Raw genomic sequence first — 22,543 nt, forward strand, 5'->3', positions numbered from 1 at the left:
TGTGACTCCTCGACTCAAGCGGTGGCGGCCGTCGCGGCCAGCATCTGTTCGGCGAAACGCTCGGCCGTGGCGGCCGCGGCGGCGGTCATGATGTCGAGGTTGCCCGCGTATTTCGGCAGGTAGTCGCCGAGCCCTTCGACTTCCATGAACACCGACACGCGATTGCCGTCGAACACCGGGCCGTTCTTCAGCGTGTAGCCGGGCACGTAGCGCTGCACTTCCTTGACCATCGCATGCACGGACGCGGTGATCGCATCGACGTCGGGCGGGCCGTCGGTCAGGCAGTGGATCGTGTCGCGCATGATCAGCGGCGGCTCGGCCGGGTTGATCACGATGATTGCCTTGCCCTTGCGTGCGCCGCCGACCTGTTCGATCGCGCCGGACGTCGTGCGCGTGAATTCGTCGATGTTCTTGCGCGTGCCGGGGCCGACCGAGCGCGACGACACGGTCGCGACGATCTCGCCGTACGCGACCGGCTGCACGCGCGATACCGCGTACACCATCGGGATCGTCGCCTGGCCGCCGCACGTGACCATGTTCACGTTCGCCTGCGCGCTGTCGAGATGCGCGTCGAGGTTCACCGGCGGCACGCAGTACGGCCCGATCGCGGCGGGCGTCAGGTCGATCATCTTCACGCCGAGCGCGGTGAGCTTGTCGGAATTGTCGCGGTGCACGTAGGCCGACGTCGCGTCGAACGCGATGCGGATGTCGTCGTCGGCCACGTGCGGCAACAGCCCGTCGACACCCTTGTCGGTGGTCTTCAGGCCGAACTCGCGCGCCCGCGCGAGGCCGTCGGACGCCGGATCGACGCCGACCATCCACACGGGTTCGAGCACCGCCGAGCGGCGCAGCTTGTAGAGCAGGTCGGTGCCGATGTTGCCGGGCCCGATCAGTGCGCATTTGATTTTCTTCATCAGGATTCTTCCTTTAGATAAAGCGGACGTCGCAGCTGCCGATGCCGGAGATGTGCATCGACAGCGCGTCGCCGGCCGTGACCGGAATCAGTTTGGCAAGCGAGCCGGACAGCACGATCTCGCCGGCGAGCAGCGGCACGTCGTACGCGGCGAGCGTGTTCGCGAGCCACGCGACCGCGTCGGCGGGGTGGCCGAGCGCCGCGTCGCCGCGGCCCTGCGCGACGGGCTCGCCGTTCTTGTCGATCGTCATCTCGCATGCAGCGAGATCGAGCGTGCGCGGATCGACGCGTGCATCGCCGAGCACGTACACGCCGCACGACGCGTTGTCGGCGACGGTGTCCTCGATGCGGATCGCCCAGTCGCGGATGCGCGAATCGACGATCTCGAAGCAGGGCGCGACGGCGGCCGTCGCGGCGATCACGTCGGTGCGGTCGATGCCGGGGCCGCGCAGGTCGCGCGCGAGGATGAACGCGATCTCGCCCTCGGCGCGCGGCGCGATCAGCGAATCGGCGGCGATCGCTTCGCCGGCCGCGTAGTGCATGCCGGACAGCAGGATGCCGAAATCGGGCTGGCGCACGTTCAGCATGTCCTGCACGGCCTGGCTCGTCACGCCGATCTTCTTGCCGACCACGGCCTCGCCGTGTTCGATGCGGCGTTCGATGAAGCGCTGCTGGATGCGGTAAGCGTCGTCGAGCGACAGGCGGCGCGGGCGGCTCGACAGCGGCGCGACCGGCGCACGCGCGTGCCACGCGTCGTACAGCTCGTCGCCGAGCGTCGTATGCAGGCGGGAAGACATGAAAGAGCCCTCGAATCTCGAATGAATCGAATGGAACAGCCGCCGTCGCGGGCGGCGCCGGGCGCCGGAGCGAGGCTCCGGCGCGTGGGTCGCGGGCGTGCCGCGTCGGCGGGTTGCTTAGTTACCCGAACTGCGGATCGCGTCCGGCGAGAAGTACGCCTCGTTGAACTGCGGGCTGTTGTCGAGCTTCGGCATCGGGCCTTCGTTCGTCAGGCGGTCGGCCATGTACGCGCCGGAGATCAGGTCGTGAAAGAACACGACGCCCGGGTAGAACACCTTCGCGTCATACGCGTACAGCGTCGTCGCGACGTTGGTGCGCCACAGCTGGCCGCGCGCGTCGTAGTTGTCGGCGAGCAGCGTCATCCACGAATCCTCGTCGATGTACAGCACGCGCTTCGCGTACTGGTGGCGGTAGTTGCTCTTCAGCGTCGCCTGCAGCACCCACACGCGATGCAGCTCGTAGCGGATATACGACGGGTTCTCGTGGCCCTTGGTCAGCAGGTCGGCGTACTTCACCGAGCTGTCCATTGCCTTGTAGTTGTCGTACGGCACGTAGATCTCGCGCTTGCCGACGATCTTCCAGTCGTAGCGGTCGCCGGGGCCGTTGTACAGGCGGTCGTCGTCGACGGTGCGGAAGCCGCCCGGGCCCTGCGGCTGGTCATAGCCGTATTCCGGCGCCTGGCGCACGCGCCGCGTGCCGGGGTTGTACATCCACGTGCGCGACGAGTTGTCCGCGCCGGCCTTGTCCCAGTTCGTGAAGCCGACGATCAGCGAGCCGCGGTCGGACAGCGGCAGCTCCGTCGCGTTGCGGTAGTACGTGCGGTTGTTCAGGTCGCTCTTCACGTCGTACTTGCCGGCGTTGCGCGGCGAGTAGATGTCGTAGCGCACCTTGCCCCATGCGATGTTGCCGTCCGAGTACACGACCGCCTGGTCGTAGGTCGCCTGCTCGGCGCCGATCGCCGACGAGAAGCGCTGGTTCCACAGCAGCTCGGCGGCCGTTTTCGGGATCGGGTAGGGCACCGTCGGCGGCGCGTTCGTGAGGCCGTTCGCGTCGGATGTCATCGTCGATTCCGGCGCGTATGCACGGATGTCCTTGTAGACGGAATCCGCATAGCGGAAGTCGCGATGGCTCGGGTAGACGTTGATCTTGAACGTGGCCGGGTAGCGCTTGAACATCGCCTTCTGGCCGTCGGTCAGGTGCTCGGCGTACTGCGCCATGTTTTCCGCGGTGATCGTCGCGACCGGCTTCTCGCTCGCGAATGGATCGGGGTAGCGGCTGCCGCGCTTGTACTGCACGTCCGGCGGCGTGCCGAGCCACTTGCCCGACCACTCGGGCACACCGCTGTCCTTGCTCGCGGCGCGCACCGCGCCCATCGGCGTCAGCGGGCCGTCGAGCGCCTTCAGGTCGTCCGGCGTGACCTTCGGGTACGACGCCGTCGCGACGACCGCGCACGCGGCCATCACCGACGCGCGCAGGAGGGGGAGATGAATGCGTTTCATATCGATCCTCATAGTGCTGAATGACGAGCGGCCGGGCCGCTCAGAAGTGGTAGGTCGCCGTGGCCAGCACGTAGTCGCGATCCGCGAGCGGGCGCGTGACCGGGTTCGGCGAGCCGAGGAACTTCGCGTACACGAGCGACAGCTGCAGGTTGCTCAGGCGCGTGAAGGTCACGCCGGCCGTCACGCGGTGGTCGCCCTGGCCCGTCAGCGAGCCGAGCGCGCCGGCGAGCGGCGACGTGCCCGTCAGGTCGTGCGTGTAGGTCAGCGGCACGTCGAGATCCCAGCCGTTGAACACGTTCTTGTAGCTGAGCGTCCACGCGATCTCCAGCGCGAGCGCGTTGCGCGAATTCGCGAGCGTGGTCGAGCCGTCGAGCTCGGAGATGCTGCCGGCATGCACGTACGTGAGTTCGCCGATCAGCGACTGAGAATTCGCGAGGAAGCTCGGCCCGATCGAGTAGATGCCGGACAGGTTGGTCTGCAGCACGTTCGCGCGGGTCGACTGCGGGCCCGTCGGCGTGTTGACGAGCACGGCCGCGCCCTGACGGTACGACACTTCGCCCGCGACGTTCACCGGGCCGACCTGCGTCGAGAAGCTCGCGCCGGTCAGCTTGATGTTGCTGAAGTAGGTCTGCTGGTACTGGAGCGTCGGGAAGTAGGTCGTGACGACGCTCGGGTTCATGTCGTTGTAGTGCAGGTGGTACAGGCCGAGCTCGGTGTCGCCGAGCACGCGGAAGCGCGCGCCGATCCCCCACTGGTTGCGCGCGCTCGGCTTGTCGTCGGGGCCGCGCGGAATGATCATCCCGCCCGGGCCGATGATGAACTGCGCGCCGGGGCCCGTGACGTCCGAATAGCTCCAGTACGTGCCGGGCGCGGTCAGCCGGTTCTGCTGGTACGAGAACTGGTAGTAGCCGAGCAGGCTGAAGTTCGGCGTGATCTGCCACTGCGTCGAGATCTGCGGCACCGGCAGCAGGATGTCCTTCACTTCGGCGCCGGCCATGTACGACTTGGTCGCGTCGGACGGCCCCTGTGCGCCCGCGATGTTCGGGAAGAACAGGCTTTCGCCCCACGCGACGACCTGGTCGCCGACCTTCACGTTCAGGCTCGTCGAGCCGATCTTGAACGTGTTGTACGCATACGCGGCGAGCAGCGTCGTGTGGCCGCCCGACCAGTAGCGTGCATCGCTCGTGAAGTTGTTGTACTGGCCCGACTGGTTCACGGTGCCCGGCGCGTCGTTGTAGTTCGGGCGGCGATACGCCTGGTCGTAGAACGTGTCGGCGCGCACGAACACGCCCCAGTCGTCGTGCTTCAGGTTCACTTCGCCAAGCAGGCTGACCTGGTTCTCGATCAGCTTGTTCTTCGCGAAGTTGCGGTCGCCGTCGTCGCCGTTGATGTTCGCCGGCGTGAGGAGATTGCCGCTCGGCGCGCGGGTGCGCATGCCGAGGCCGTAGCTGAGCGTGAACGTGTAGTCCAGCGTCGTGTCGGCGCCCAGCTCGATCGTGCTGCCTGCGTGTGCGCCGGGAGCGGCACACGCGAGCAGCGCGGCGGCCAGCGTCGACAGCGTGGCGGTTGCCCGCTTGTCGGTACGGCGCGAAATCCGTTGATGCATGGTGTCTCCTCTTGGGGGTATCGACGACGGTCGACTGTGTGTGTTGTCGTGAGAGGCAGAGTAGGGAGATCGCGGTAGCAGGGAATCGTCAAAATGAACTAGATGACTTCCCTAGGACTGGAGAACAATTCGCGCCGTACGGTCGGCCATGCGTGCATCAGCGTGCGGCCGCCTGCGCGGCCGACAGGAACGCGGGCCGCTCGCCGCCGCCGTCGAGCCGCAGGTTCGCACCCGACGTGTACGACGCGTCGGGCGACGCGAGGAACAGGCACGCGGCGGCGACGTCGTCGGGGGTCGCGAGCCGTCCGGCGGGAATCGTCGCGCGAATGGCGTCGAGCGCGTCGTCGTCGCCGTAGTGGCCTTCGGCGGCCGATTCCGTCTGCACGAGGCTCGGGCTGATCGCGCACACGCGCACGCGCGGCGCCCACTCGACCGCGAGCGACGTGACCGCGTTGACGAGGCCCGCTTTCGCGGCGCCGTACGCGGCCGTGCCGGGCGACGGCCGCGACGCGCTGACGCTCGCGATGAACAGCATCACGCCGCCTTCGGGCCGCGGCTGCATGAGCGCGTTCACGCGCTGTGCGAGCTGCAGCGGCGCGATCAGGTTCAGCCGCACGATCGATTCGGTGAAGCGCGGCGATGCATCAGCCGCGAGCGCGAACGGCGAGCCGCCCGCGTTGTTGACGAGCACGTCGAGGCGGCCGGCCGCCGCGTGAATCGTCGCGAGCATCGCGTCGACCTGTTCGATGTCCCGCAGGTCGGCCGCGACGAACGTCGCCGTGCGGCCGTCGGCCGACGGCGGGGTGTCGGGCGCGCTGCGTCCGCAGACGAACACGCGCGCGCCTGCCGCGAGAAACCGCTCGGCGATGCGCCGCCCGATGCCCTTGGTGCCGCCCGTCACGAGCACCGTCTTGCCGCTGTAGTCGAATCCGTTCATCGTTGCCTCCGTTTCGGTGGGCCGATGATAGGAAGAAGCGCGCGCGGCTTCGTAGTCTGAAAGGATGATGCCGGCCGGCGCCGGCGGCGCAATCATCGTGGCAGACAGCCATCGAACGACGAAGGAGACAACCCGCGATGACGATCCCCACGACGCCGCCGGCCGGCAGCTTCACCGACGTGCCGGGCGGCCTGCGCCTGCACCACTACGAGGCGGGCGCAGGCCGGCCCGTGGTGTTCATCCACGGCAGTGGCCCGGGCGCCAGCGGTTTCAGCAACTTCAAGCACAACGTGCCCGCGTTCGCGGCGGCCGGCTATCGCGCGATCGTCGTCGACCTGCCCGGCTACGGGCAGTCGTCGAAGCCCGCCGACGTCGCCTATACGCTCGATTTCTTCGTCGCCGCGCTGCATGCGCAACTGAACGCGCTCGGCATCGGCCCGGCCGTGCTGCTCGGCAACTCGCTCGGCGGCGCGATCGCGCTCAAGTACGCGCTCGACCATCCGGACGAAGTCGACGGGCTGATCATGATGGCGCCGGGCGGCGTCGAGGATCGCGACACCTATTTCCAGATGGAAGGCATCCAGCGGATGGTGAAGCTGTTCACGAATCGCCAGATGAATGACGACACGATGCGCGAGCTGCTGACGCTGCTCGTGCACGACCCGGCGATCGTCACCGACGCGCTCGTCGCCGAGCGGATGAAGGTGTGCGTCGAACAACCGACCGAAGTGCTGTCGACGATGAGCGTGCCGAACCTGACCGACGCGCTCGGCGACCTGCGTACGCCGGTGCTCGGGTTCTGGGGCACGGACGATCGTTTCAATCCGGTCGGCGGCGCGCTGAAATTCCTCGAACGCTGCCGCGACGCGCGCTTCGTGCTGATGAACCGGTGCGGCCACTGGGTGATGGTGGAACACGCCGACTATTTCAATCGGGAATGCCTCGATTTCCTTGCGACGCGGAATACGCGATAACGCCGGATGCCCTCGAAGGCCGGCCTCGATGCAGGCGGCCTGTCTGAACAAAACCCTGGAGACGACATGAAGCTCATCGAAGACCTGTTCGACCTGCGCGGCAAGGTGGCCGCGATCACCGGCGGCGCGCGCGGCATCGGCGCGGAGACCGCGCGCACGCTGGCGGCCGCCGGCGCGAGCGTCGCGATTCTCGACGTACTGTCGCAGCCGGCGGAAGCGCTGGTCGAGGAAATCCGCGCGCAGGGCGGCCAGGCCGCGTTCTGGTCGCTCGACGTCACGCACGAGGCCGACGTGGCGCGCGTGTTCGGCGAGATCGTCGCGCGCTTCGGGCGCCTCGACGTGCTCGTGAACAACGCGGGCATCGAAGGCCACAACGTGCCGACGCACGAACTCACGCTCGCGCAGTGGCAGCGCGTGCAGGACGTCAACGTGAACGGCGTGTTCCTGTGCACGCGTGCGGCGATTCCGCATATCGACGCGGCCGGCGGCGGCTCGATCGTGAACCTGTCGTCGATGTACGGGATCGTCGGCGGGCCCGACGTGCCCGCGTATCACGCGTCGAAGGCGGCGGTGCGGATGATGGCGAAGGTCGACGCGATGCTGTACGCGGCGAAGAACATCCGTGCGAACTCGGTGCATCCCGGCTATATCCGCACGCCGATGCTCGAGGACGCGTTCCGCCAGATGGGGCAGGACCCCGATCGCGCCTTCGAGTACATGCAGACCAACGTGCCGATGGCGAAGATCGGCAGCCCGCGCGACATCGCGGCCGGCATCCTGTATCTCGTGTCGCCGGCAGGCCGCTACGTGACGGGCGCGGAGCTCGTGATCGACGGCGGCTTTACCGCGCGCTGACGCGGCGCGACGCACGCAACGGAACAGGAGACAGGCAGTTGAAAGCGCTCGTGGCAGTGAAACGCGTGGTCGACGCGAACGTGAAGGTCGGCGTGAAATCCGACCGGACGGGCGTCGACATCGCGAACGTGAAGATGTCGATGAACCCGTTCGACGAGATCGCGGTGGAAGAAGCCGTGCGGTTGAAGGAAGCCGGCGTCGTGACCGAAGTGGTGGCCGTGTCGGTCGGCGTGGCGCAGGCGCAGGAAACGCTGCGCACGGCGCTCGCGATCGGCGCGGATCGCGCGATCCTCGTCGAATCGAATGAAGGCGTCGAGCCGCTCGGTGTCGCGAAGGTGCTGAAGGCGCTGGTCGACAAGGAGCAGCCGCAACTGGTGATCGTCGGCAAGCAGGCGATCGACGACGATTCGAATCAGACCGGGCAGATGCTGGCCGCGCTGGCGGGTTTGCCGCAAGCGACGTTTGCATCGAAGGTCACGGTGGCCGACGGTCGTGCGACGGTCGCACGCGAAGTCGATGGCGGCGCGGAAACGCTGTCGCTTCGACTGCCCGCCGTCATCACCACGGATCTGCGCCTGAACGAGCCGCGCTACGTGACGCTGCCGAACATCATGAAGGCCAAGAAGAAGCCGCTCGAAGTCATGAAGCCCGGCGACCTCGGCGTGGACGTGACGCCACGCCTGAAGGTGCTCGAGGTGAACGAGCCGCCGAAGCGCGCGGCCGGCGTGAAGGTGCCGGACGTGCAGACGCTGGTCGCGAAGCTGAAGACCGAAGCCAAGGTGCTGTAACAGGGAGCGGAAGGAAATGACGATTCTGGTGATTGCGGAACACGACAACGCGTCGATCAAGGCCGCGACGCTGAACGCCGTGGCTGCCGCACAGGCGCTCGATGCGGCGGGCGGCGGCGACGTTCATGTGCTCGTTGCCGGACACCACGCGCAAGCGGCAGCGGAAGCAGCAGCGAAGATCCCGGGTGTGTCGAAGGTGCTGCTGGCCGATGCGCCGCAGTTGGCCGACGGTCTGGCCGAGAACGTCGAAGCGACGGCGATGACCGTCGCGAACGACTACTCGCATATCGTTGCGTCGGCAACGGCCTACGGCAAGAACATCGCGCCGCGCATTGCCGCGAAGCTCGATGTCGCACAGATCTCCGAGATCACGGCGGTGGTGTCGGCCGATACGTTCGAGCGCCCGATCTACGCGGGCAACGCGATCGCGACGGTGCAGTCGAGCGATCCGGTCAAGGTCATCACGGTGCGCGCGACCGGGTTCGATCCGGTGGCAACGGAAGGCGGCAGCGCCACGGTCGAGAAGATCGAAGCGGCAGCCGATGCCGGCAAGTCGCGGTTCGTGAGCCGTGAAGTGACGAAGCTGGATCGTCCGGAACTCACCAGCGCCAACATCATCGTGTCGGGCGGCCGCGGTCTGGGCAGCGGCGAGAACTACGCGAAGGTGCTGGAGCCGCTGGCGGACAAGCTTCAGGCCGCACTCGGCGCATCGCGCGCCGCGGTCGACGCCGGCTATGTACCGAACGACTACCAGGTCGGCCAGACCGGCAAGATCGTCGCGCCGCAGCTGTACATCGCGGTCGGCATCTCGGGTGCGATCCAGCACCTGGCCGGCATGAAGGATTCGAAGGTGATCGTCGCGATCAACAAGGACCCGGACGCGCCGATCTTCAGCGTGGCCGACTATGGTGTGGTCGGCGACCTGTTCACGCTCGTGCCGGAAGCCGCCGCGGCGCTCTGACGGATGCCGCTGTTCGAATTCAACGGGATGCGGCCGCGCATCGACCCGTCCGCGTATGTCGATCCGAGCGCGGTCGTGATCGGCGACGTGACGGTCGGCGCGCGCTGCTACATCGGCCCGCATGCGAGCCTGCGCGGCGACTTCGGCGCGATCGTCGTCGAAGGCGGCAGCAACGTGCAGGACGGCTGCGTGCTGCACGTCGGGATCGGCGAGACGTGCCGGCTCGGCATCAACAGCCACGTCGGCCACGGCGCGATCGTGCATGGCGCGACGCTCGAACCCGACACGATGATCGGCATGAACGCGGTCGTGATGGACGGCGCGACGATCGGTGCGACGACGATCGTCGCCGCGTGCGCATTCGTGAAGGCCGGCTACGACGTGCCGCGCGGCGTGCTGCTCGCGGGCGTGCCGGGGCGCGTCGTGCGGCGGCTCAGCGACGCGGAGATCGACGCGAAGGCGAACGGCACGCGCATCTATCAGCAACTGGCGGCGGACTGCCTGAGGACGATCCGGCGGATCGACGGGTGAGCGGGCATCCAGTCGGCCCAGGATGCGACGGATTGCCGGGCAGGTTGCCGTTGCCGTAAGATCGGCACAGACTTTCCCACCGGCATCCGCGTCACATGAAAAAGCACGTCCGTTTGCGGCTCACGATCATTGCGTCGGCATTTGCCGTCTACAGCGTTTATATGCACATCCAGCAGTTCATCAATGGCTGCGTGTGGGTCAGGGGCCATCAGCGCTGCAGTTTCGAAAACAGCACGAACTTCGAAGGCTGGATGGATCTCGACCTGATGATCGCGTGCTGCTGGGTCGCCGCGGCGGTGGTGGGCTGGATCTCCGTCATGCAGGCCGCGAAGAAGCCGGGTTGAAGGCGGGCGCTTGCGTCACGCGAAACCGGTCGCTGTCAATCCGTGACAACGATCATCGATGCGGCATCGCCGCAATCGTCAGCGCCGCCTCGGATCCCCTCGCCGCAGGTGCAACCGCCCGGCAGGATCGGGTGCCGCTCCGTCGACGCGCTGGTCGGCTCGGACGCCGGGTCGAGCGTTGCCATCCATCGGCCGCCGTTGTGCTTTTTTTCTGCCGTGACCGGATAATGATCCGGCGTCGCGCACGCCGCGCGAGGGGAGGCTCCCATGCAATTTCCGACGGGATCGGTGGTCGCGCTCAGTTCGGCCGCCGCGACGATGTTTTCGATGGGCATGCTGTTTCTCGGCTACTGGGGCTGGCACGAGCCGCTGCCGTGGCGGTTCGGCGACTACGTCGTGATCCTGCCGGCGCTGGCCGGGTTCGCGTGCCTCGTCAGCGTGCCGTTTCTCGCCACGTCGCCGATGAAGACCCCCGACGACGAATCGCGGATGTTCGTCGCGCGGCGCGTGTTTCTGTGCGGCGCGAGTGCGTTGTGGTGTGCGATCGTCGCGTCGCTGGTCGTGTGAGATCCGTGCAGGATTCGCATGCGCCGACGTCCGCCGGTGCGGTCTTGCACGGGCGTGTCGAAACGTCTTCCGTGCGCGCTCGACAGGCGGTTTTCATGCGTCGATTCGGGCCGCCACGACGGCTTTGCTTTCCCCTGTGCCGTGCACTAGATTCGAAACATTCCTGTGTAACCGAGCGCGAGGTGGAGCCATGACGCCGTGGGAGATTCAGGGCACCGAATTGATGAATTGCAATTGCTCATACGGTTGTCCGTGCCAGTTCAATGCGCTGCCGACCCATGGGAATTGCGCGGCGATGGGGGCGATTTCGATCGACAGCGGCCACTACGGCGACGTGGTGCTCGACGGCGTCAGGATCGCGGTCGTGTTCGAGTGGCCGGGGGCCGTCCACGAGGGGCGGGGCCGGTGCCAGCCGATCGTCGACGAGCGCGCCAGCCCGGCCCAGCGCGAGGCTGTGCTGAAGATCATGACTGGTCAGGATACCGATCCGTTTGCGACGATGTTCTCGGTCTACGCTTCGACGCTCGAGCAGGCGTTCGATCCGATCTTCGCGAAGATCGATTTCGACGTCGATGTCGATGCGCGGCGTGGCCGGATTCACGTCGACGGCGTGTTCGACCTCGCGGGCAATCCCATCCTCAATCCGGTGTCGGGCGCCGAACATCGCGCGCGGATCGACCTGCCGCATGGTTTCGAATACGAGCTGGCCGAAATCGGCTCGGGCACGTCGCGCTCGCAAGGCCACATTCCGCTGACCCTCGACGGCAGCTATGCGCAGTTCGCGCGGCTGCACCTGAACAACCATGGGGTGGTCAGGCATCGCGTCGCGGCATGACTCCCGTCGACCACTGGCTCGGGCGCGAGCGCGTCATCACGCTGCTCGGCATCGCGGCGCTCGTGGGCCTGTGCTGGTTCTATCTTTGGACGGGCGCGGGAACCGGCATGTCGGCGCTGGACATGACCGCCGTTGCGCTCTTTCCGCATCGTCTGAAGGGCGCCATGGGCAGCATGGATCCGTCACTGGCCACCGTGATCGTGATGTGGTGGGTGATGATGATCGCGATGATGACGCCCAGTGCGGCGCCGCTCGTGATGCTGTACCGGCGGGTGCTGCGGCAGCGCGGCGTGGACGGGGCGGGTTCGGCGTTCACGTCGCTGTCGCTGCTGGCCGGCTACCTGGCCGCATGGCTCGCGTTCTCGATCGGCGCGGCGCTGCTTCAGGCGATGCTGCAGCCGGCCGGGCTGATCTCCGCGATGATGCTGTGGTCGAAGAGCGCCGTCCTTTCCGCGATCGTGCTGGCGCTTGCCGGGCTCTATCAATTCTCGTCGCTGAAACGCGCGTGCCTTCGGCAATGCCGGGCGCCGGCCGGGTTCCTGGTCGCGCACTGGCGTCCGGGCGTCACCGGCAGTTTCCTGCTTGGCGCGCGGCACGGCATGGTGTGCGTGGGCTGCTGCTGGTTGCTGATGGCGCTGTTGTTCGTCGGCGGCGTGATGAACGTCGTGTGGATCGCCGCGCTGTCGCTCTTCGTGTTCGCGGAGAAGATCCTGCCCGGCGGAGAACGTGTCGGGCGCGCGCTGGGCGTCGTGCTGATTGCGTGGGCCGGCGCGACGTTGATCGTTTGACGGGCCGTCATGGGCAAGCCGCTGCGGACGTGCGGTATCGCCGTGTACGGGTGACGGCCGGCCGCGGCCGGTCCTGTGTCGAGCGATGCCGGCACTTTCACCGCGGGATGCTACGTAACGCAGGGCCTGCGTTACGCACGCGTTACCCGGAACGCAAGGCTCGATCCCGATGATGAAGGCGCGCCCGGAAGCGAGGCGTCCGGCCCCGGGCGGCCGTTGGGACAGGGCAGTCCGGCCTGGGCGTGAAGTCGTCGTTGATGCCGATCGCAATGGCACGATAGGTGCTTGTCGGGATGATCGAGCTGAAAAGCGAACGGGGGCTTCCATGCAAAATCATTTCATCAAGGCGAACGTTGCGGTCGCAGCCATTGCGGCGGCGTGCGCACTGGCTGCTTGCGGCGGCAGCGATGTTACGGCGCCGAAGCCGGGTGGCAACACGATCGGAACGAGTACGAGCGGCACGGGCGGGACCAGTGGCACGAGTGGAACCAGCGGGACGAGTGGAACCAGCGGGACGAGTGGAACCAGTGGGACGAGTGGAACCAGCGGCACGAGTGGAACCAGCGGGACGAGTGGGACCAGCGGCACGAGTGGAACCAGCGGCACGAGTGGAACCAGCGGCACGAGTGGCACGAGTGGAACCAGCGGGACGAGTGGAACCAGCGGAACCAGCGGCACGAGCGGCACGAGCGGCACGAGCGGCACGAGCGGAACCAGCGGCACCCCCGGCACGAACGGCATCATCAGCTCCGTCGGTGTGGTCGTCATGGACGCCGGCGCCACGATTTCCGGCGAGAGCCCGCCGGGACCGACCAAGGGCGTGACCACCGGCCTCGGCAACACGGTTGCGGGCGCGGGCACGATCATCCGCGACACGTCGAACGCCGTGAGCAACGGCATCGGTCAGATCGGCTTCATGGCGAACCCGGTCGGCACGACGGTCGCCGGGCTGGGCTCCATCGTCGGCTCGACCAGCAACCCGGTCACCGGCCTCAGCGACACGGTGAAGGCGCTGGGCACCGGCCCGCTGTCGCCGCTGGCGCCGCTCACGACGCCGGTCGGCGGCCTGCTCGACACCGTCGCCGGCGGCCTCAAGACGGGCGGCACCATGCTCGGCGCGGCCCTGTCCTCGGGCCCGGTCCAGCAGACGACGCAGGCGATCAGCACGGCCATCACGCCGCTCGTCACGACCGTCGGCCAGGTCACGCAGCAGGTCGGCACGGCGACCGGCCTCGGGCAGCCCGTCGCGGGCCTGCTCGGACAGATCGGCGGCGCGATCACGTCGGCGGGATGGACGGTGACGTCCACGTCGCCCCAGCCGCTGGTCGGCGGCGTCGGCGACCTCGTGCGCGCGGTCGGCAACACCGTGACCAATGCGGGCGGCCTCGTGAACCCGGGCGGCGCGAACGGCGCGGTGCCGGTCGCGGGCCTGGTGACGAGCGTGGTCGGCGGTAATACGGCGATCGTCCACAACGGTTCCACGACCGGATCGGGCGGCACGGGCGGCGGCTCACCGTTGGGTGGTCTTTCCAACCCGCTCGCACCCGTTACGGGGCTGGTGGGCGGCCTGCTGGGCGGCTTGGGTGGCCTGGGCAAGTAGCCGATCGGCTGAGATCGTCACGGCGGTAACCGGCCAACCGACGATCGGCCTCCGGTTACCGCCAACCAGAATGGCTTGATGATCCCCTGCGGGAAGCGGATCGGACGGGGCCTCCCGATGTGTCAATCGCGAACGACGTCGCGCTGCGACGGCGGCCGCGCCAACCCGCGTGCGGGCAGCGGCGTCGACATCACGATCGACGTGCGCGTTTCGCCGTACAGGTTGATGCGCTCGATCAGTTGTTCGAGATGGGTCATGCTGACCGCGGCGAGCCGCATCATGTACGAGTCCGCACCCGTCACGTGATGGCATTCGACGACTTCGGGAATGGTCTCCAGCAACCGCAGGAATTTTGCTTTTGCCGGTTGCGGCACCGTGATGCCGATCAGTGCGCTGACCGGATAGCCGGCCGCGGCGGGATTGATCCGGGCCGTGTAGCCCTCGACGATACCGGCCGCTTCGAGGCGCTTCACACGCTCCGTCACCGCCGGCACCGACAGGTGCACCTGGCGCGCCAGCTCCGTGTAGCTGATGCGGCCGTTGGCCTGCAACAGGGTCACTACCTTCCAGTCCAGATCATCCATCGAGGCGGTATTTTTTTAAGGCGGAATGGCCATTTTTCCTTAAAAACCGCATTCAGCGATGACGGGACTTTCCCTACGATGCCTGTTCAACACGTGACATGTCGCAAGGAGCAGGCGATGCTGTTCATCAAGTCAGTCGTGATGGGGCTGTCGATCGCGGTGCCGGTCGGGCCGATCGGCATGCTGTGCATCCAGCGCAGCCTGAGCCGCGGCTTTCAGGCGGGATTCGCGACGGGCGTCGGCGCCGCGTGTGCCGATGCGATCTACGGCCTGCTGGGCGCGCTCGGCATCGCGGGTATCGTCACGGCGTTCCCGATGCTGACCGTCGGGTTGAAGATCGGCGGCGGCGCGTTTCTCGTGTGGCTGGCGTGGACCATCGCGCGCCAGGCGCCGGCCGCGTCGACCGCGCAGCGCGACCTGCCGCGCACGACCGTCCTGCGCGATTTTGTGACGACCTTCGGCCTGACGCTGTCGAACCCGATGACGATCCTGTCGTTCGTCGGGATTTTCGCGGCGCTCGGCCCGCTGTCGGGCGCGCGGGAAGGGGCGATGTGGCCGGCCGTGGCGCTGATGGTCGCCGGTGTGTTCATCGGTTCCGCGACGTGGTGGCTATGCCTGAGCGGCACGACCGCCGCGCTGCGCACGAAGATGTCGTTCGCGTTCATGCACGGGCTGTCGCGCGTGTCGGCCGCGGTGATCGCGGTATTCGGCGTGATTCAGGTGGTCGCGGGCGTGCGCGGGGTCATTTAGGCCGATGCGTCGCGAGGATCGCGGTGCCCGTTCATCGGCCGACGCTCGACGGATTCAATTCAACGTCCGATGCCGGCAAATGCGCATGCACGAAACGCGCGATCTCCTCGCTCAGCTCCCTGTCCTCGGGCGCGCCCATGAACCCGCCATGCGGCATCCCTTCGAATACGTGAAGCTCGGTCGGCACCTGCGCGCGCCGCAACGCGCGATGCAGGCGCACCGCGTTCGACAGGAACAGGTCGCGCGTGCCGGTCTGGATGAAGGTCGGCGGGAAACCGGCGGAGAAATCGCCGAACAGCGGCGACAGATACGGATGCGCGAGATCCGCGCCGTTCGCGTAGAGCAGGTTGTTCGGCATCAGCGACGCGGGCAGCACGACGTCGACGAGGCGATTGGTTTCGAAGCTGTCGCCGGATTCGGTCAGGTCGACTTCCGGCGACAGCAGCATCAGCGCGGCCGGCAGCGGCAAGCCTTCGTCGCGGGCGCGCAGCACCATCGCGGCGGCGAGGTTGCCGCCCGCCGAGCGTCCGCCGATAACGATGTTTTCCGGTGCATAGCGCTCCAGCACGTACGCATACGTCGCGATGCAATCGTCGAGTGCGGCCGGATACGGATGCTCGGGCGGCAGGCGATAGTCGACGCCGTAGCACCGAATGCCGAGCCGGTCGGCCTGCATCTGCGCGCCGGCGCGGCACGCGGCGCCACCGCCGAGTACCAGCGCGCCGCCGTGCAGCTCGATGTACGCGCATTCGTCGGACGCCGCTGCTTCGGGCGTGGCGACATGCACGTCCGCCGCGCCGGCCCGGATCGTCTCCACGCTCGACCGCAGATAGCCGCCGAGCTGCTCGATGGCCGCCGCGTAGTGCGCGTCGGCGGCTGCCTTCACACGCATCCATGCATCGAAATCGTCCGGCGGCGGCATCACGTGCAGCGCGTTCAGCGGCACGCCGTCGCTGCCGACCAGTCGTTGCAACGCGGTGCGCGCTTCGTCGCTGATCGACGCCGGGAAGGGGACGACGCGGCTCGGCAGGGCGACGCCGTCGGGTTTGTCTTTCATCGATTCGGTTCCGTTGGACGTTGGGCGCGTCATGCGGCAGCAGGCCAGTGGCGCAGCATCACGTCCAGCGCATCGAGACTGCGCGACCACGACACGTCGGAAGCCGGTGCGCTGTGCGCGAAACCGCCCGCGCTTTCGAGCGTGACGTAGCCCATGAAGAAGCTGCCGAGCAGACGGATCGCATGCGCCTGTTCGGCCTCCGGAATGGCGTAGCTGCGCAGCACGGCCGAGGTCATCCTGACGAGCTGGCCACCCGCGCTTTCGGCGGCGCGTTCGGCGTTGACCGGGTAGCGCGCGGCGGCGAAGCGGCCGGGGTGCTCGCGGGCGTAGTCGCGATAGACGTTGGCGAGCGCGGTGAGCGCGTCCTTGGCGGTGCGGCCGGCCAAGGCGTCGGTCGCGCGATCGGCGAGCTCCTTCAGCGCGAAGAGTGCGATGCGGCTCTTGAGGTCGTCGAAGCTCGGGATGTGGGAGTACAGGCTGGCCAGTTTGACGTCGAAGTGACGCGCGAGCGCTGTGCCGGTCAGGTGCTCGAAGCCGGTTTCATCGGCGAGTTGCGCGCCGGCTTCGACGAGTTTGTCCAGGGTGATGCCGGCGCGTGCCATGGTGGAGGCTACTCGAATTAGTCAAAAACCTAATTTTATTAGTTTTGATGGCGATGTCAATTTCCCGAATTCGCCCACCGCCATGTTCGTGACGATCACCCCAGCTCGAACGACGTCACCCCGAACACGCGATCGATCGCTATCGCCGGTGGGTCTTTCGTGTACATCCGAGCGGTTTCGAACACGCTCGTCATGCCGTGCCCCTCGGCCAGCGCGACGGCCGCGGGGTTCGTTTCCGGCACGTCGAGCACGATGATCTCGCCGGGCATGCGTGCCGCCAGCGCGCGAAACAGCCCGGTGGCGACGCCCGCGTCGTCGGCGAAAAGCGGGCCGATCTTGCAGCCCGTCCTGCAACGTCGCACGACACCGTAACCGGCGACACGGCCGGCGTCGATCGTCGCGAGCGCAACGGCATCCGGCTGCGCGATCCAGGTGGAGACGAAACGCTCGCGCGCCGACGGAAAGCACTGGCGATCGTAGGCAAGCAACTGCTCGAACGGCACGTCGGCGGCTGCCACCACGTGCGCGCACCCGATGCCGTCCACGCGCCCCTCATAGCGGATGTTGCGGTACGCGAGCGCGAATCCGGATTTCCTGTAGTTCGCCTGCTGGGCCACGACACCATCGAGCCCGATGTTGCGGTCGCCGAGGTAACGCATGCCGTGCTGCCAGGTTCGGATGCCGAAGCCTTTGCCGCGGAACCCGGGTTTCACGATGTAGAGGCCGATGAAGCCGAAGCGTTCGTCATAGGCGACCGCAGAAAGGCACGCGACCGGCTCGCCGCGCCAGACGTCGACGAAGAACCCGGCCGGGTCCGCTGCGCTGAAACACGCAGGATCGTGCAGGCCGGGGTTCCAGCCTTCTGCCGCCGCCCATTCGACCGCCATGGCGACCTCGTCGGCCGACATGGTGCGCACGATGAAGTCTCCGCCTTGGTCCATGGTTCACCCCCAGTCGCTGCACCTTCAGGATTGCGCGTTGCGTTATCGGCTGCCGAGCCGAAGCAGCCATGACGGCGATATGCCCTGTTTGGCGCCATTCCCGTCAGCGAAAATCTATGGATGGATGGTTTCGCCGCGATTCAGCATGTCGATGAATTCCCCGATTTTGCGCGCCCGTGTTTCCGGCTTCTTGGCATGCTGTATCCGAAACAGGATGGCATATCGGTTACGGCTGTTCAGTGTCGCGAAAAACGTGCGGGCTTCCGGATTGGCGTCCAATGCCGCCTGAAGGTCGTCCGGCACGGTCGAATTGCTTGCCGACGTATAAGCAGCCTGCCAGCGGCCGTCCTTTCTCGCTTTCTCGATTTCGCACAAGCCGGGCGGGCGCATTCTGCCTGCGGCGATCAGCGCTTCAGCCCGGTCCGTGTTGAGTTTGGACCAGATGCTTCTTGCGGAGCGCGGGGTGAAGCGTTGCAACCAGTATTGCTCGCTTTCGGCCCGCTTTTGACCATCGATCCAGCCAAAGCACAGGGCGCTTTCCAACGCCTGTTCGTAGGTGAGGGTTCGCTGCCCGGCCCCTTTTTTCGCCAGGCGCAGCCATGTTCCGGCCGACGTGCTGCCGTTCTGCCCTAACCAGTTTTCCCATTCGATCTGACTGGTCAATGTCAGGGCGCATTCGGTCATGTCGCTATCCTGAAGGGTGGAGTACATGTGCGGGGAAGGCGTCCGCAGTCTAACAGTGTTGATACCGACAGCAACGTGCGCAGTGCGACGCAAGGCCGACGGCTCGTCAGCCGTCCGTTGGTCGCCCGGTTTGGGGGCGGCATCACCCGTTTCAGGCATCCGGTGGCGCAGGCATCGGATGCGCCGTTTCAAATGGGAGGCCTTGTCAGCGAACCGGCCCAAGCCTCCCCATCCCCCGTCAGAACGTGTAACTCACCTTCCCGAATGCCGTCCGCCCGAGCGTGTTGTACCCATACGCGGTCATGTACTGCCGATCGAACAGGTTCGAAATAGTCGCCGACACCGTCAGGTGCGAATTGATCCGGTACGACGCACGCAGCCCCACTGTCAGATACGAAGGCAGATAGGTCGAGTTGGCCGGATCGTCGAACGTCGTGCCGCCATAAAGCAGCGACGCACCCGTGCTCAACGCATGCAGGTGCAGTTCATCCCACGTGTGATCGATGTTGAGGCTGACCGTCTGGCGCGGCCGGCGGTTCAGCCACGAGTCGTTGGTCTCGTCCTGCGGATTCAGGATCCCGACCGCGAGGCTCACCGGCGTCGAGCGGCCGATCGTCCCCTTGTACGACAGGTCGATGCCGCGAATATGCGCACGGCCGATGTTCATCGGCGAGAACGTCGCCGGGTTGTACGCGATCAGGTTGCTGACGCGCGTATCGTAGACCGCAGCCGTGAACGTACCGTACGACGTGTTCGCATCGACCGCGGCCTCGACCGACGTGCTGCGTTCCGGGCTGAGGTTCGGATTGCCGTAGCCGGGGTAGTACAGGTCGTTGAACGACGGCAGCTTGAACGCATTGCCGTACGACACGCGCGCCGTGTACACCGGCGTGATCGCCCACGACAGCGCTGCGTTACCCGTATTCACCGACTGCCCGGCGATGATTTCATGACGCCCCGCGAGGAACATCGTCACGCTGCCGAGCGTCGCCGATTGATGCAGCGAGAACGCGGAATCGTTGCGCGTCGGCACGCCGTTCGGAATGTCGACCGGCAGGAATGCCTGCTCGCGCGTGAAGTCGTACGCAAGCTTGGTTTCGCCCGACAGCGGCAGCCCGAACAGATGGAATCCGCGCTCCTGGTGCGTCAACGACGTCGACGTGCTGATGCGCTGCGAATTGATCTGGTCGGTCGGGATGGCCGGATCGCTCGCATAGATGAACCCGCGATCGTTCGCATAACCGAACGAGTGGTCGAACTGCGTGTCCGGTGTGATATCGAGGTGGAACGCGATACCGGTCGTCAGCTGATGATCGAGCTGGCGATTCGCATAGCCGCGGTTGTCGTAGGACAGATCGGACCGGTGATATAGCGCGAACGTCGAGATTGACCAGTTGTCGCGCGCATAGCCGAGGCGGGCATCGAGATCCTGAGCGTGGTACGGGTTGCGGCCCGCCTCGTGCCCGTACGCGAAGGGCCGCGTCGCGTCGATGCCGGCCGTGTTGTACGAATGCAGGCCGAGCGAGTAGGTGAGCCCGCCGAGCGCGGCGAGCGGCCCGGTCGACGGCACCGTGCCCGACGTGCGCAGCTGCGTGTCGAACGTCTTGTTCGAGCCGCCGCCGAACGACACGGTGGTCTGGTTCGGCTGGTTGGCCGCGCGGCGCGTGAAGAGCTGCACGACGCCGCCCATCGCATTGGCGCCGAACGACGCGGCGGCCGGCCCCGAGATCACTTCGACACGTTCGAACGCTTCGGTCGGCAGGTCCGCCCACGGCGCGATGCCGGTGGTCGGCGAGCCGATCCGGATGCCGTCGATGAACACGGCGACCTGGCTGGCCGACGAGCCGCGGATGCTGACCGACGCGGACGAACCGGGGCCGCCGTTCTGCGAGACGGTCACGCCGGGCAGCGTCGCGAGCGCCTGCGTGATGCTCGGGTCGCTCGGCGACAGCCGGTCGAGATCGGTGCGCGTGAGCACCTGGGTCGTCGCATAGCGCTGGTCGAACGACTCGGGCAGCCGGCGTGTGTCGGTCACATTGATCGTCGGCAGGTCGGCGCCTTCGGCGGCCGGGGCCGGTTGCGCAACCGTGGTGTCGCCGGCTGCGTGGGCAAGCGGCGAGAGGAGCGCGGTCGCGGCGGACGTGGCAAGGAGGTGTCGAATCTTCATGAGGCGGTCGTTGGGGTCGGGCTGCGCATGCGTCGATCGGGGGAGTGAGGCGGGCAGCGCCGGTTTTGTTATCGGTGATCGGGCTATCGCGCTATCGCGCGACCGGGCCGAGCAGGTCGTTATCGCGGGCGTCGGCGCGGCACATGCCGGCGGACGCGCTCGACGGGGAACGGCGGGCGCGCGCAGGCGGGCCGTGCATGCCGGCGGGGTGCCGGCGCGACGCTTCCGGTGAGGAAGCGGATGCGGTAACAGTGGACATCGGGCGGATCCTGAGGTCGGGCCGTCCATGCAACGGGCAACCGCCAATGGCGGTGCCGGGCGCATCGGGACACCCCGCCCGGTGCGGCTGCTTGGACCTCGGGTCGATGGCAGGTCTCCTGGCTCGCGGGTCCTGATTCGTGCCGGCCTTCCCGGTTTCCCAGTGGCATGCAGTGGCACGGATTCGCCGCTCACAGTTGCGGGGGCAGCCGCAGATTCGAGGCACTGCCTCGCCTGCGTTCCCTTTTGATCCCATCCCTGGGAACCATCAGCGCGCAAGGGTAATGGCGTGCGCGCCGGCGCGTCAATTGTCGGGCAGCCCCCGGATGCGAAAAAACGTCATCGACGCGCAAAAACTTTCGAAATCCTGTCTTTCATGCGTCGATGGCGCGCTTCATGTCTGACGAAAGGGCGTGGTGTGCTGCGATGCAATCGCGCCGGTACCGGCTCGGTGCGACACCCGTCCACCTGACGAACGCGCGGCGAAAGGCTTCCTCGCCGCCGAACCCGAGATGCGCGGCGATCCGTGCGACCGGCCAGTCTGACTCGCGCAGGCAGCGGCGCGCGGCGTCGGAGAGGCATTGCTCCCGCAGCGCGTGATAACCGCTGCCTTCGGCGACCAGCCGCCGCCGCAACGTCGCCTCGCTCACGCCCAGCCACACGGCCAGCTCGGCGAGTGCCGGCAACGCCTGCTCGTGCGCGAGCGCCGCGTCGAGAAAACCGCGCACCTGCTGCGCCCACGACACGACGGCCGGCGCCGCATCGATCAGGCGAAACGGAAAATCGACGAGAAACGCGTCGAGCTCGGCCGGCTGCCGCACCACGCGGCATTCGAGCCGCACCGCATCGAATGCGAAGCCGTAACTCTTGCGGCCCACCTCGACCGGCGCATTGAACAACCCGAGCAGCGGCATCGCGTCGTCGCGGCGCGGATGGCCGAGCCACACGTCGGTCGGCCGCAGCGGCTGCCCGATCAGCCAGCCGAACAGCTGCAGATAGCAGAACAACCCCGTCAGGTCGACGAGGCACGCGGCCGGGCTGCGGGTGCGGCGCAGCGAATCCATCCGGAACGTCGCGCGCCCGTCACGCACGGTGAGCGACAACGCGCCGGCGCGCGGCGTCAGCATCTCGCCGAATTCGCGCGCACAGCGGATCGCGTCGGCCAGCGTCGCGCAGCTCAGCAGGCAGCGGCACATCAGGTCGACTTCGCGCTTGCGCATCGGCGGGTGGCCGTCGCCGCGCGCGACCTGCGCCTCGAGGCGTTCGATCGCGTCGCGGTACAGCGCGACGAAATCGCCCGGCGTCGCGGCCGGTGGCAGCGGCTGCGCATCGCGGTCGGCCGGCGGCGCGCCGCTGCGCGTGAGTTCGCTCAGCAGGCGCGCGCCGAGGCCCGGCAGGACGCGGCCGCGGGCCGGGATGGCGCGCTGTTTCATGAGTTTCCCGATCTGATCGATGCGACAGGGGGCGGTGAGCGGGCCGGTAGGGGGCTGCGAATCGTCAACAC

24 protein-coding genes and 1 riboswitch are annotated in these 22,543 nt (G+C 67.2%); of the genes, 11 read left to right on the top strand and 13 right to left on the bottom strand.

From position 1 onward, the window contains the following. Nucleotides 1-14 precede the first annotated feature (14 nt). From G3N96_RS05425 to G3N96_RS05445, 5 genes are all read right to left on the bottom strand, one after another. Complete coding sequence (locus G3N96_RS05425) at nucleotides 15-914, bottom strand: acetaldehyde dehydrogenase (acetylating) (RefSeq protein ID WP_206136552.1); 900 nt, start codon at nucleotides 912-914, stop codon at nucleotides 15-17. 13 nt (nucleotides 915-927) lie between these two features. Continuing rightward, the gene (gene dmpE / locus G3N96_RS05430; protein WP_124577061.1) at nucleotides 928-1,710 is read right to left on the bottom strand and encodes a 2-oxopent-4-enoate hydratase; all 783 of its coding nucleotides are present in this window, start codon (nucleotides 1,708-1,710) and stop codon (nucleotides 928-930) included. 117 nt (nucleotides 1,711-1,827) lie between these two features. Beyond that, nucleotides 1,828-3,210 carry a DUF1329 domain-containing protein gene (locus G3N96_RS05435; protein WP_206136553.1) on the bottom strand — a complete coding sequence of 461 codons (1,383 nt, stop codon included), beginning with the start codon at nucleotides 3,208-3,210 and terminating at the stop codon, nucleotides 1,828-1,830. Between the two features lie 40 nt (nucleotides 3,211-3,250). Then, nucleotides 3,251-4,816, bottom strand: coding sequence for a DUF1302 family protein (locus G3N96_RS05440; protein WP_124577057.1), 1,566 nt, complete (start codon nucleotides 4,814-4,816; stop codon nucleotides 3,251-3,253). A gap of 157 nt (nucleotides 4,817-4,973) precedes the next feature. Next, nucleotides 4,974-5,753, bottom strand: coding sequence for an SDR family oxidoreductase (locus G3N96_RS05445; protein WP_206136554.1), 780 nt, complete (start codon nucleotides 5,751-5,753; stop codon nucleotides 4,974-4,976). A 137-nt stretch (nucleotides 5,754-5,890) separates the two neighbouring features. On the opposite strand from G3N96_RS05445, the gene G3N96_RS05450 reads away from it, so the two are divergent. From G3N96_RS05450 to G3N96_RS05475, 6 genes are all read left to right on the top strand, one after another. After that, the gene (locus G3N96_RS05450; RefSeq protein ID WP_206136555.1) at nucleotides 5,891-6,727 is read left to right on the top strand and encodes an alpha/beta hydrolase; all 837 of its coding nucleotides are present in this window, start codon (nucleotides 5,891-5,893) and stop codon (nucleotides 6,725-6,727) included. 66 nt (nucleotides 6,728-6,793) lie between these two features. Further along, nucleotides 6,794-7,582 (top strand): SDR family NAD(P)-dependent oxidoreductase, encoded by a 789-nt coding sequence (locus tag G3N96_RS05455; protein ID WP_089427384.1) that lies wholly within the window; start codon nucleotides 6,794-6,796, stop codon nucleotides 7,580-7,582. A gap of 38 nt (nucleotides 7,583-7,620) precedes the next feature. Next, nucleotides 7,621-8,370: an electron transfer flavoprotein subunit beta/FixA family protein gene (locus G3N96_RS05460; protein ID WP_206136556.1), complete on the top strand. Its 750-nt coding sequence runs from the start codon at nucleotides 7,621-7,623 to the stop codon at nucleotides 8,368-8,370. A 16-nt stretch (nucleotides 8,371-8,386) separates the two neighbouring features. After that, nucleotides 8,387-9,331 (top strand): FAD-binding protein, encoded by a 945-nt coding sequence (locus tag G3N96_RS05465; protein WP_206136557.1) that lies wholly within the window; start codon nucleotides 8,387-8,389, stop codon nucleotides 9,329-9,331. Nucleotides 9,332-9,334: 3 nt separating this feature from the next. Further along, a complete protein-coding gene (locus G3N96_RS05470; RefSeq protein WP_206136558.1) occupies nucleotides 9,335-9,862 on the top strand; it encodes a transferase hexapeptide repeat family protein in 528 nt (175 codons plus the stop codon). A gap of 95 nt (nucleotides 9,863-9,957) precedes the next feature. Next, nucleotides 9,958-10,206, top strand: a complete 249-nt coding sequence (locus G3N96_RS05475; RefSeq protein ID WP_124577043.1) for a hypothetical protein — start codon at nucleotides 9,958-9,960, stop codon at nucleotides 10,204-10,206. A gap of 35 nt (nucleotides 10,207-10,241) precedes the next feature. On the opposite strand, the gene G3N96_RS05480 is transcribed toward G3N96_RS05475, so the two are convergent. Continuing rightward, entirely contained in the window at nucleotides 10,242-10,391 is a 150-nt protein-coding gene (locus tag G3N96_RS05480; RefSeq protein WP_206136559.1) for a hypothetical protein, read from the bottom strand. Between the two features lie 82 nt (nucleotides 10,392-10,473). On the opposite strand from G3N96_RS05480, the gene G3N96_RS05485 reads away from it, so the two are divergent. The 4 genes from G3N96_RS05485 (at nucleotide 10,474) to G3N96_RS05500 (ending at nucleotide 13,996) form a co-directional block, all read left to right on the top strand. Next, on the top strand, nucleotides 10,474-10,773 hold the full coding sequence (locus G3N96_RS05485) for a hypothetical protein (RefSeq protein ID WP_043186617.1): 300 nt from the start codon (nucleotides 10,474-10,476) through the stop codon (nucleotides 10,771-10,773). Nucleotides 10,774-10,963: 190 nt separating this feature from the next. Next, nucleotides 10,964-11,608, top strand: a complete 645-nt coding sequence (locus G3N96_RS05490) for a DUF1326 domain-containing protein (RefSeq protein WP_124577388.1) — start codon at nucleotides 10,964-10,966, stop codon at nucleotides 11,606-11,608. After that, entirely contained in the window at nucleotides 11,605-12,396 is a 792-nt protein-coding gene (locus tag G3N96_RS05495) for a DUF2182 domain-containing protein (protein ID WP_206136560.1), read from the top strand. Before G3N96_RS05490 ends, G3N96_RS05495 begins: the two co-directional genes overlap by 4 nt. 325 nt (nucleotides 12,397-12,721) lie before the next feature. Beyond that, on the top strand, nucleotides 12,722-13,996 hold the full coding sequence (locus G3N96_RS05500) for a collagen-like triple helix repeat-containing protein (protein WP_206136561.1): 1,275 nt from the start codon (nucleotides 12,722-12,724) through the stop codon (nucleotides 13,994-13,996). A 122-nt stretch (nucleotides 13,997-14,118) separates the two neighbouring features. On the opposite strand, the gene G3N96_RS05505 is transcribed toward G3N96_RS05500, so the two are convergent. Continuing rightward, complete coding sequence (locus G3N96_RS05505; protein WP_206136562.1) at nucleotides 14,119-14,580, bottom strand: Lrp/AsnC family transcriptional regulator; 462 nt, start codon at nucleotides 14,578-14,580, stop codon at nucleotides 14,119-14,121. 117 nt (nucleotides 14,581-14,697) lie between these two features. Between G3N96_RS05505 and G3N96_RS05510 the strand changes: the two genes are divergently transcribed. Next, nucleotides 14,698-15,330, top strand: coding sequence for a LysE family transporter (locus G3N96_RS05510; protein WP_124577035.1), 633 nt, complete (start codon nucleotides 14,698-14,700; stop codon nucleotides 15,328-15,330). Nucleotides 15,331-15,361: 31 nt separating this feature from the next. Here G3N96_RS05510 and G3N96_RS05515 read toward each other — a convergent pair whose 3' ends face one another. The 6 genes from G3N96_RS05515 to G3N96_RS05540 form a co-directional block, all read right to left on the bottom strand. Continuing rightward, nucleotides 15,362-16,387, bottom strand: a complete 1,026-nt coding sequence (locus G3N96_RS05515; protein ID WP_206136563.1) for an alpha/beta hydrolase — start codon at nucleotides 16,385-16,387, stop codon at nucleotides 15,362-15,364. Between the two features lie 29 nt (nucleotides 16,388-16,416). Beyond that, nucleotides 16,417-16,989: a TetR-like C-terminal domain-containing protein gene (locus tag G3N96_RS05520; protein ID WP_206136564.1), complete on the bottom strand. Its 573-nt coding sequence runs from the start codon at nucleotides 16,987-16,989 to the stop codon at nucleotides 16,417-16,419. Between the two features lie 95 nt (nucleotides 16,990-17,084). Further along, nucleotides 17,085-17,930 (bottom strand): GNAT family N-acetyltransferase, encoded by an 846-nt coding sequence (locus G3N96_RS05525; RefSeq protein WP_206136565.1) that lies wholly within the window; start codon nucleotides 17,928-17,930, stop codon nucleotides 17,085-17,087. Nucleotides 17,931-18,044: 114 nt separating this feature from the next. Next, nucleotides 18,045-18,614: a YdeI/OmpD-associated family protein gene (locus G3N96_RS05530; protein ID WP_206136566.1), complete on the bottom strand. Its 570-nt coding sequence runs from the start codon at nucleotides 18,612-18,614 to the stop codon at nucleotides 18,045-18,047. Between the two features lie 238 nt (nucleotides 18,615-18,852). Further along, nucleotides 18,853-20,781 carry a TonB-dependent receptor gene (locus G3N96_RS05535; protein WP_206136567.1) on the bottom strand — a complete coding sequence of 643 codons (1,929 nt, stop codon included), beginning with the start codon at nucleotides 20,779-20,781 and terminating at the stop codon, nucleotides 18,853-18,855. A 349-nt stretch (nucleotides 20,782-21,130) separates the two neighbouring features. Next, nucleotides 21,131-21,324: riboswitch (cobalamin riboswitch) on the bottom strand. Nucleotides 21,325-21,413: 89 nt separating this feature from the next. Next, nucleotides 21,414-22,472 carry an AraC family transcriptional regulator gene (locus tag G3N96_RS05540; protein ID WP_206136568.1) on the bottom strand — a complete coding sequence of 353 codons (1,059 nt, stop codon included), beginning with the start codon at nucleotides 22,470-22,472 and terminating at the stop codon, nucleotides 21,414-21,416. Nucleotides 22,473-22,543: the final 71 nt, after the last annotated feature.

Source organism: Burkholderia sp. Se-20373, from assembly GCF_017104705.1.
GTDB lineage: Bacteria > Pseudomonadota > Gammaproteobacteria > Burkholderiales > Burkholderiaceae > Burkholderia.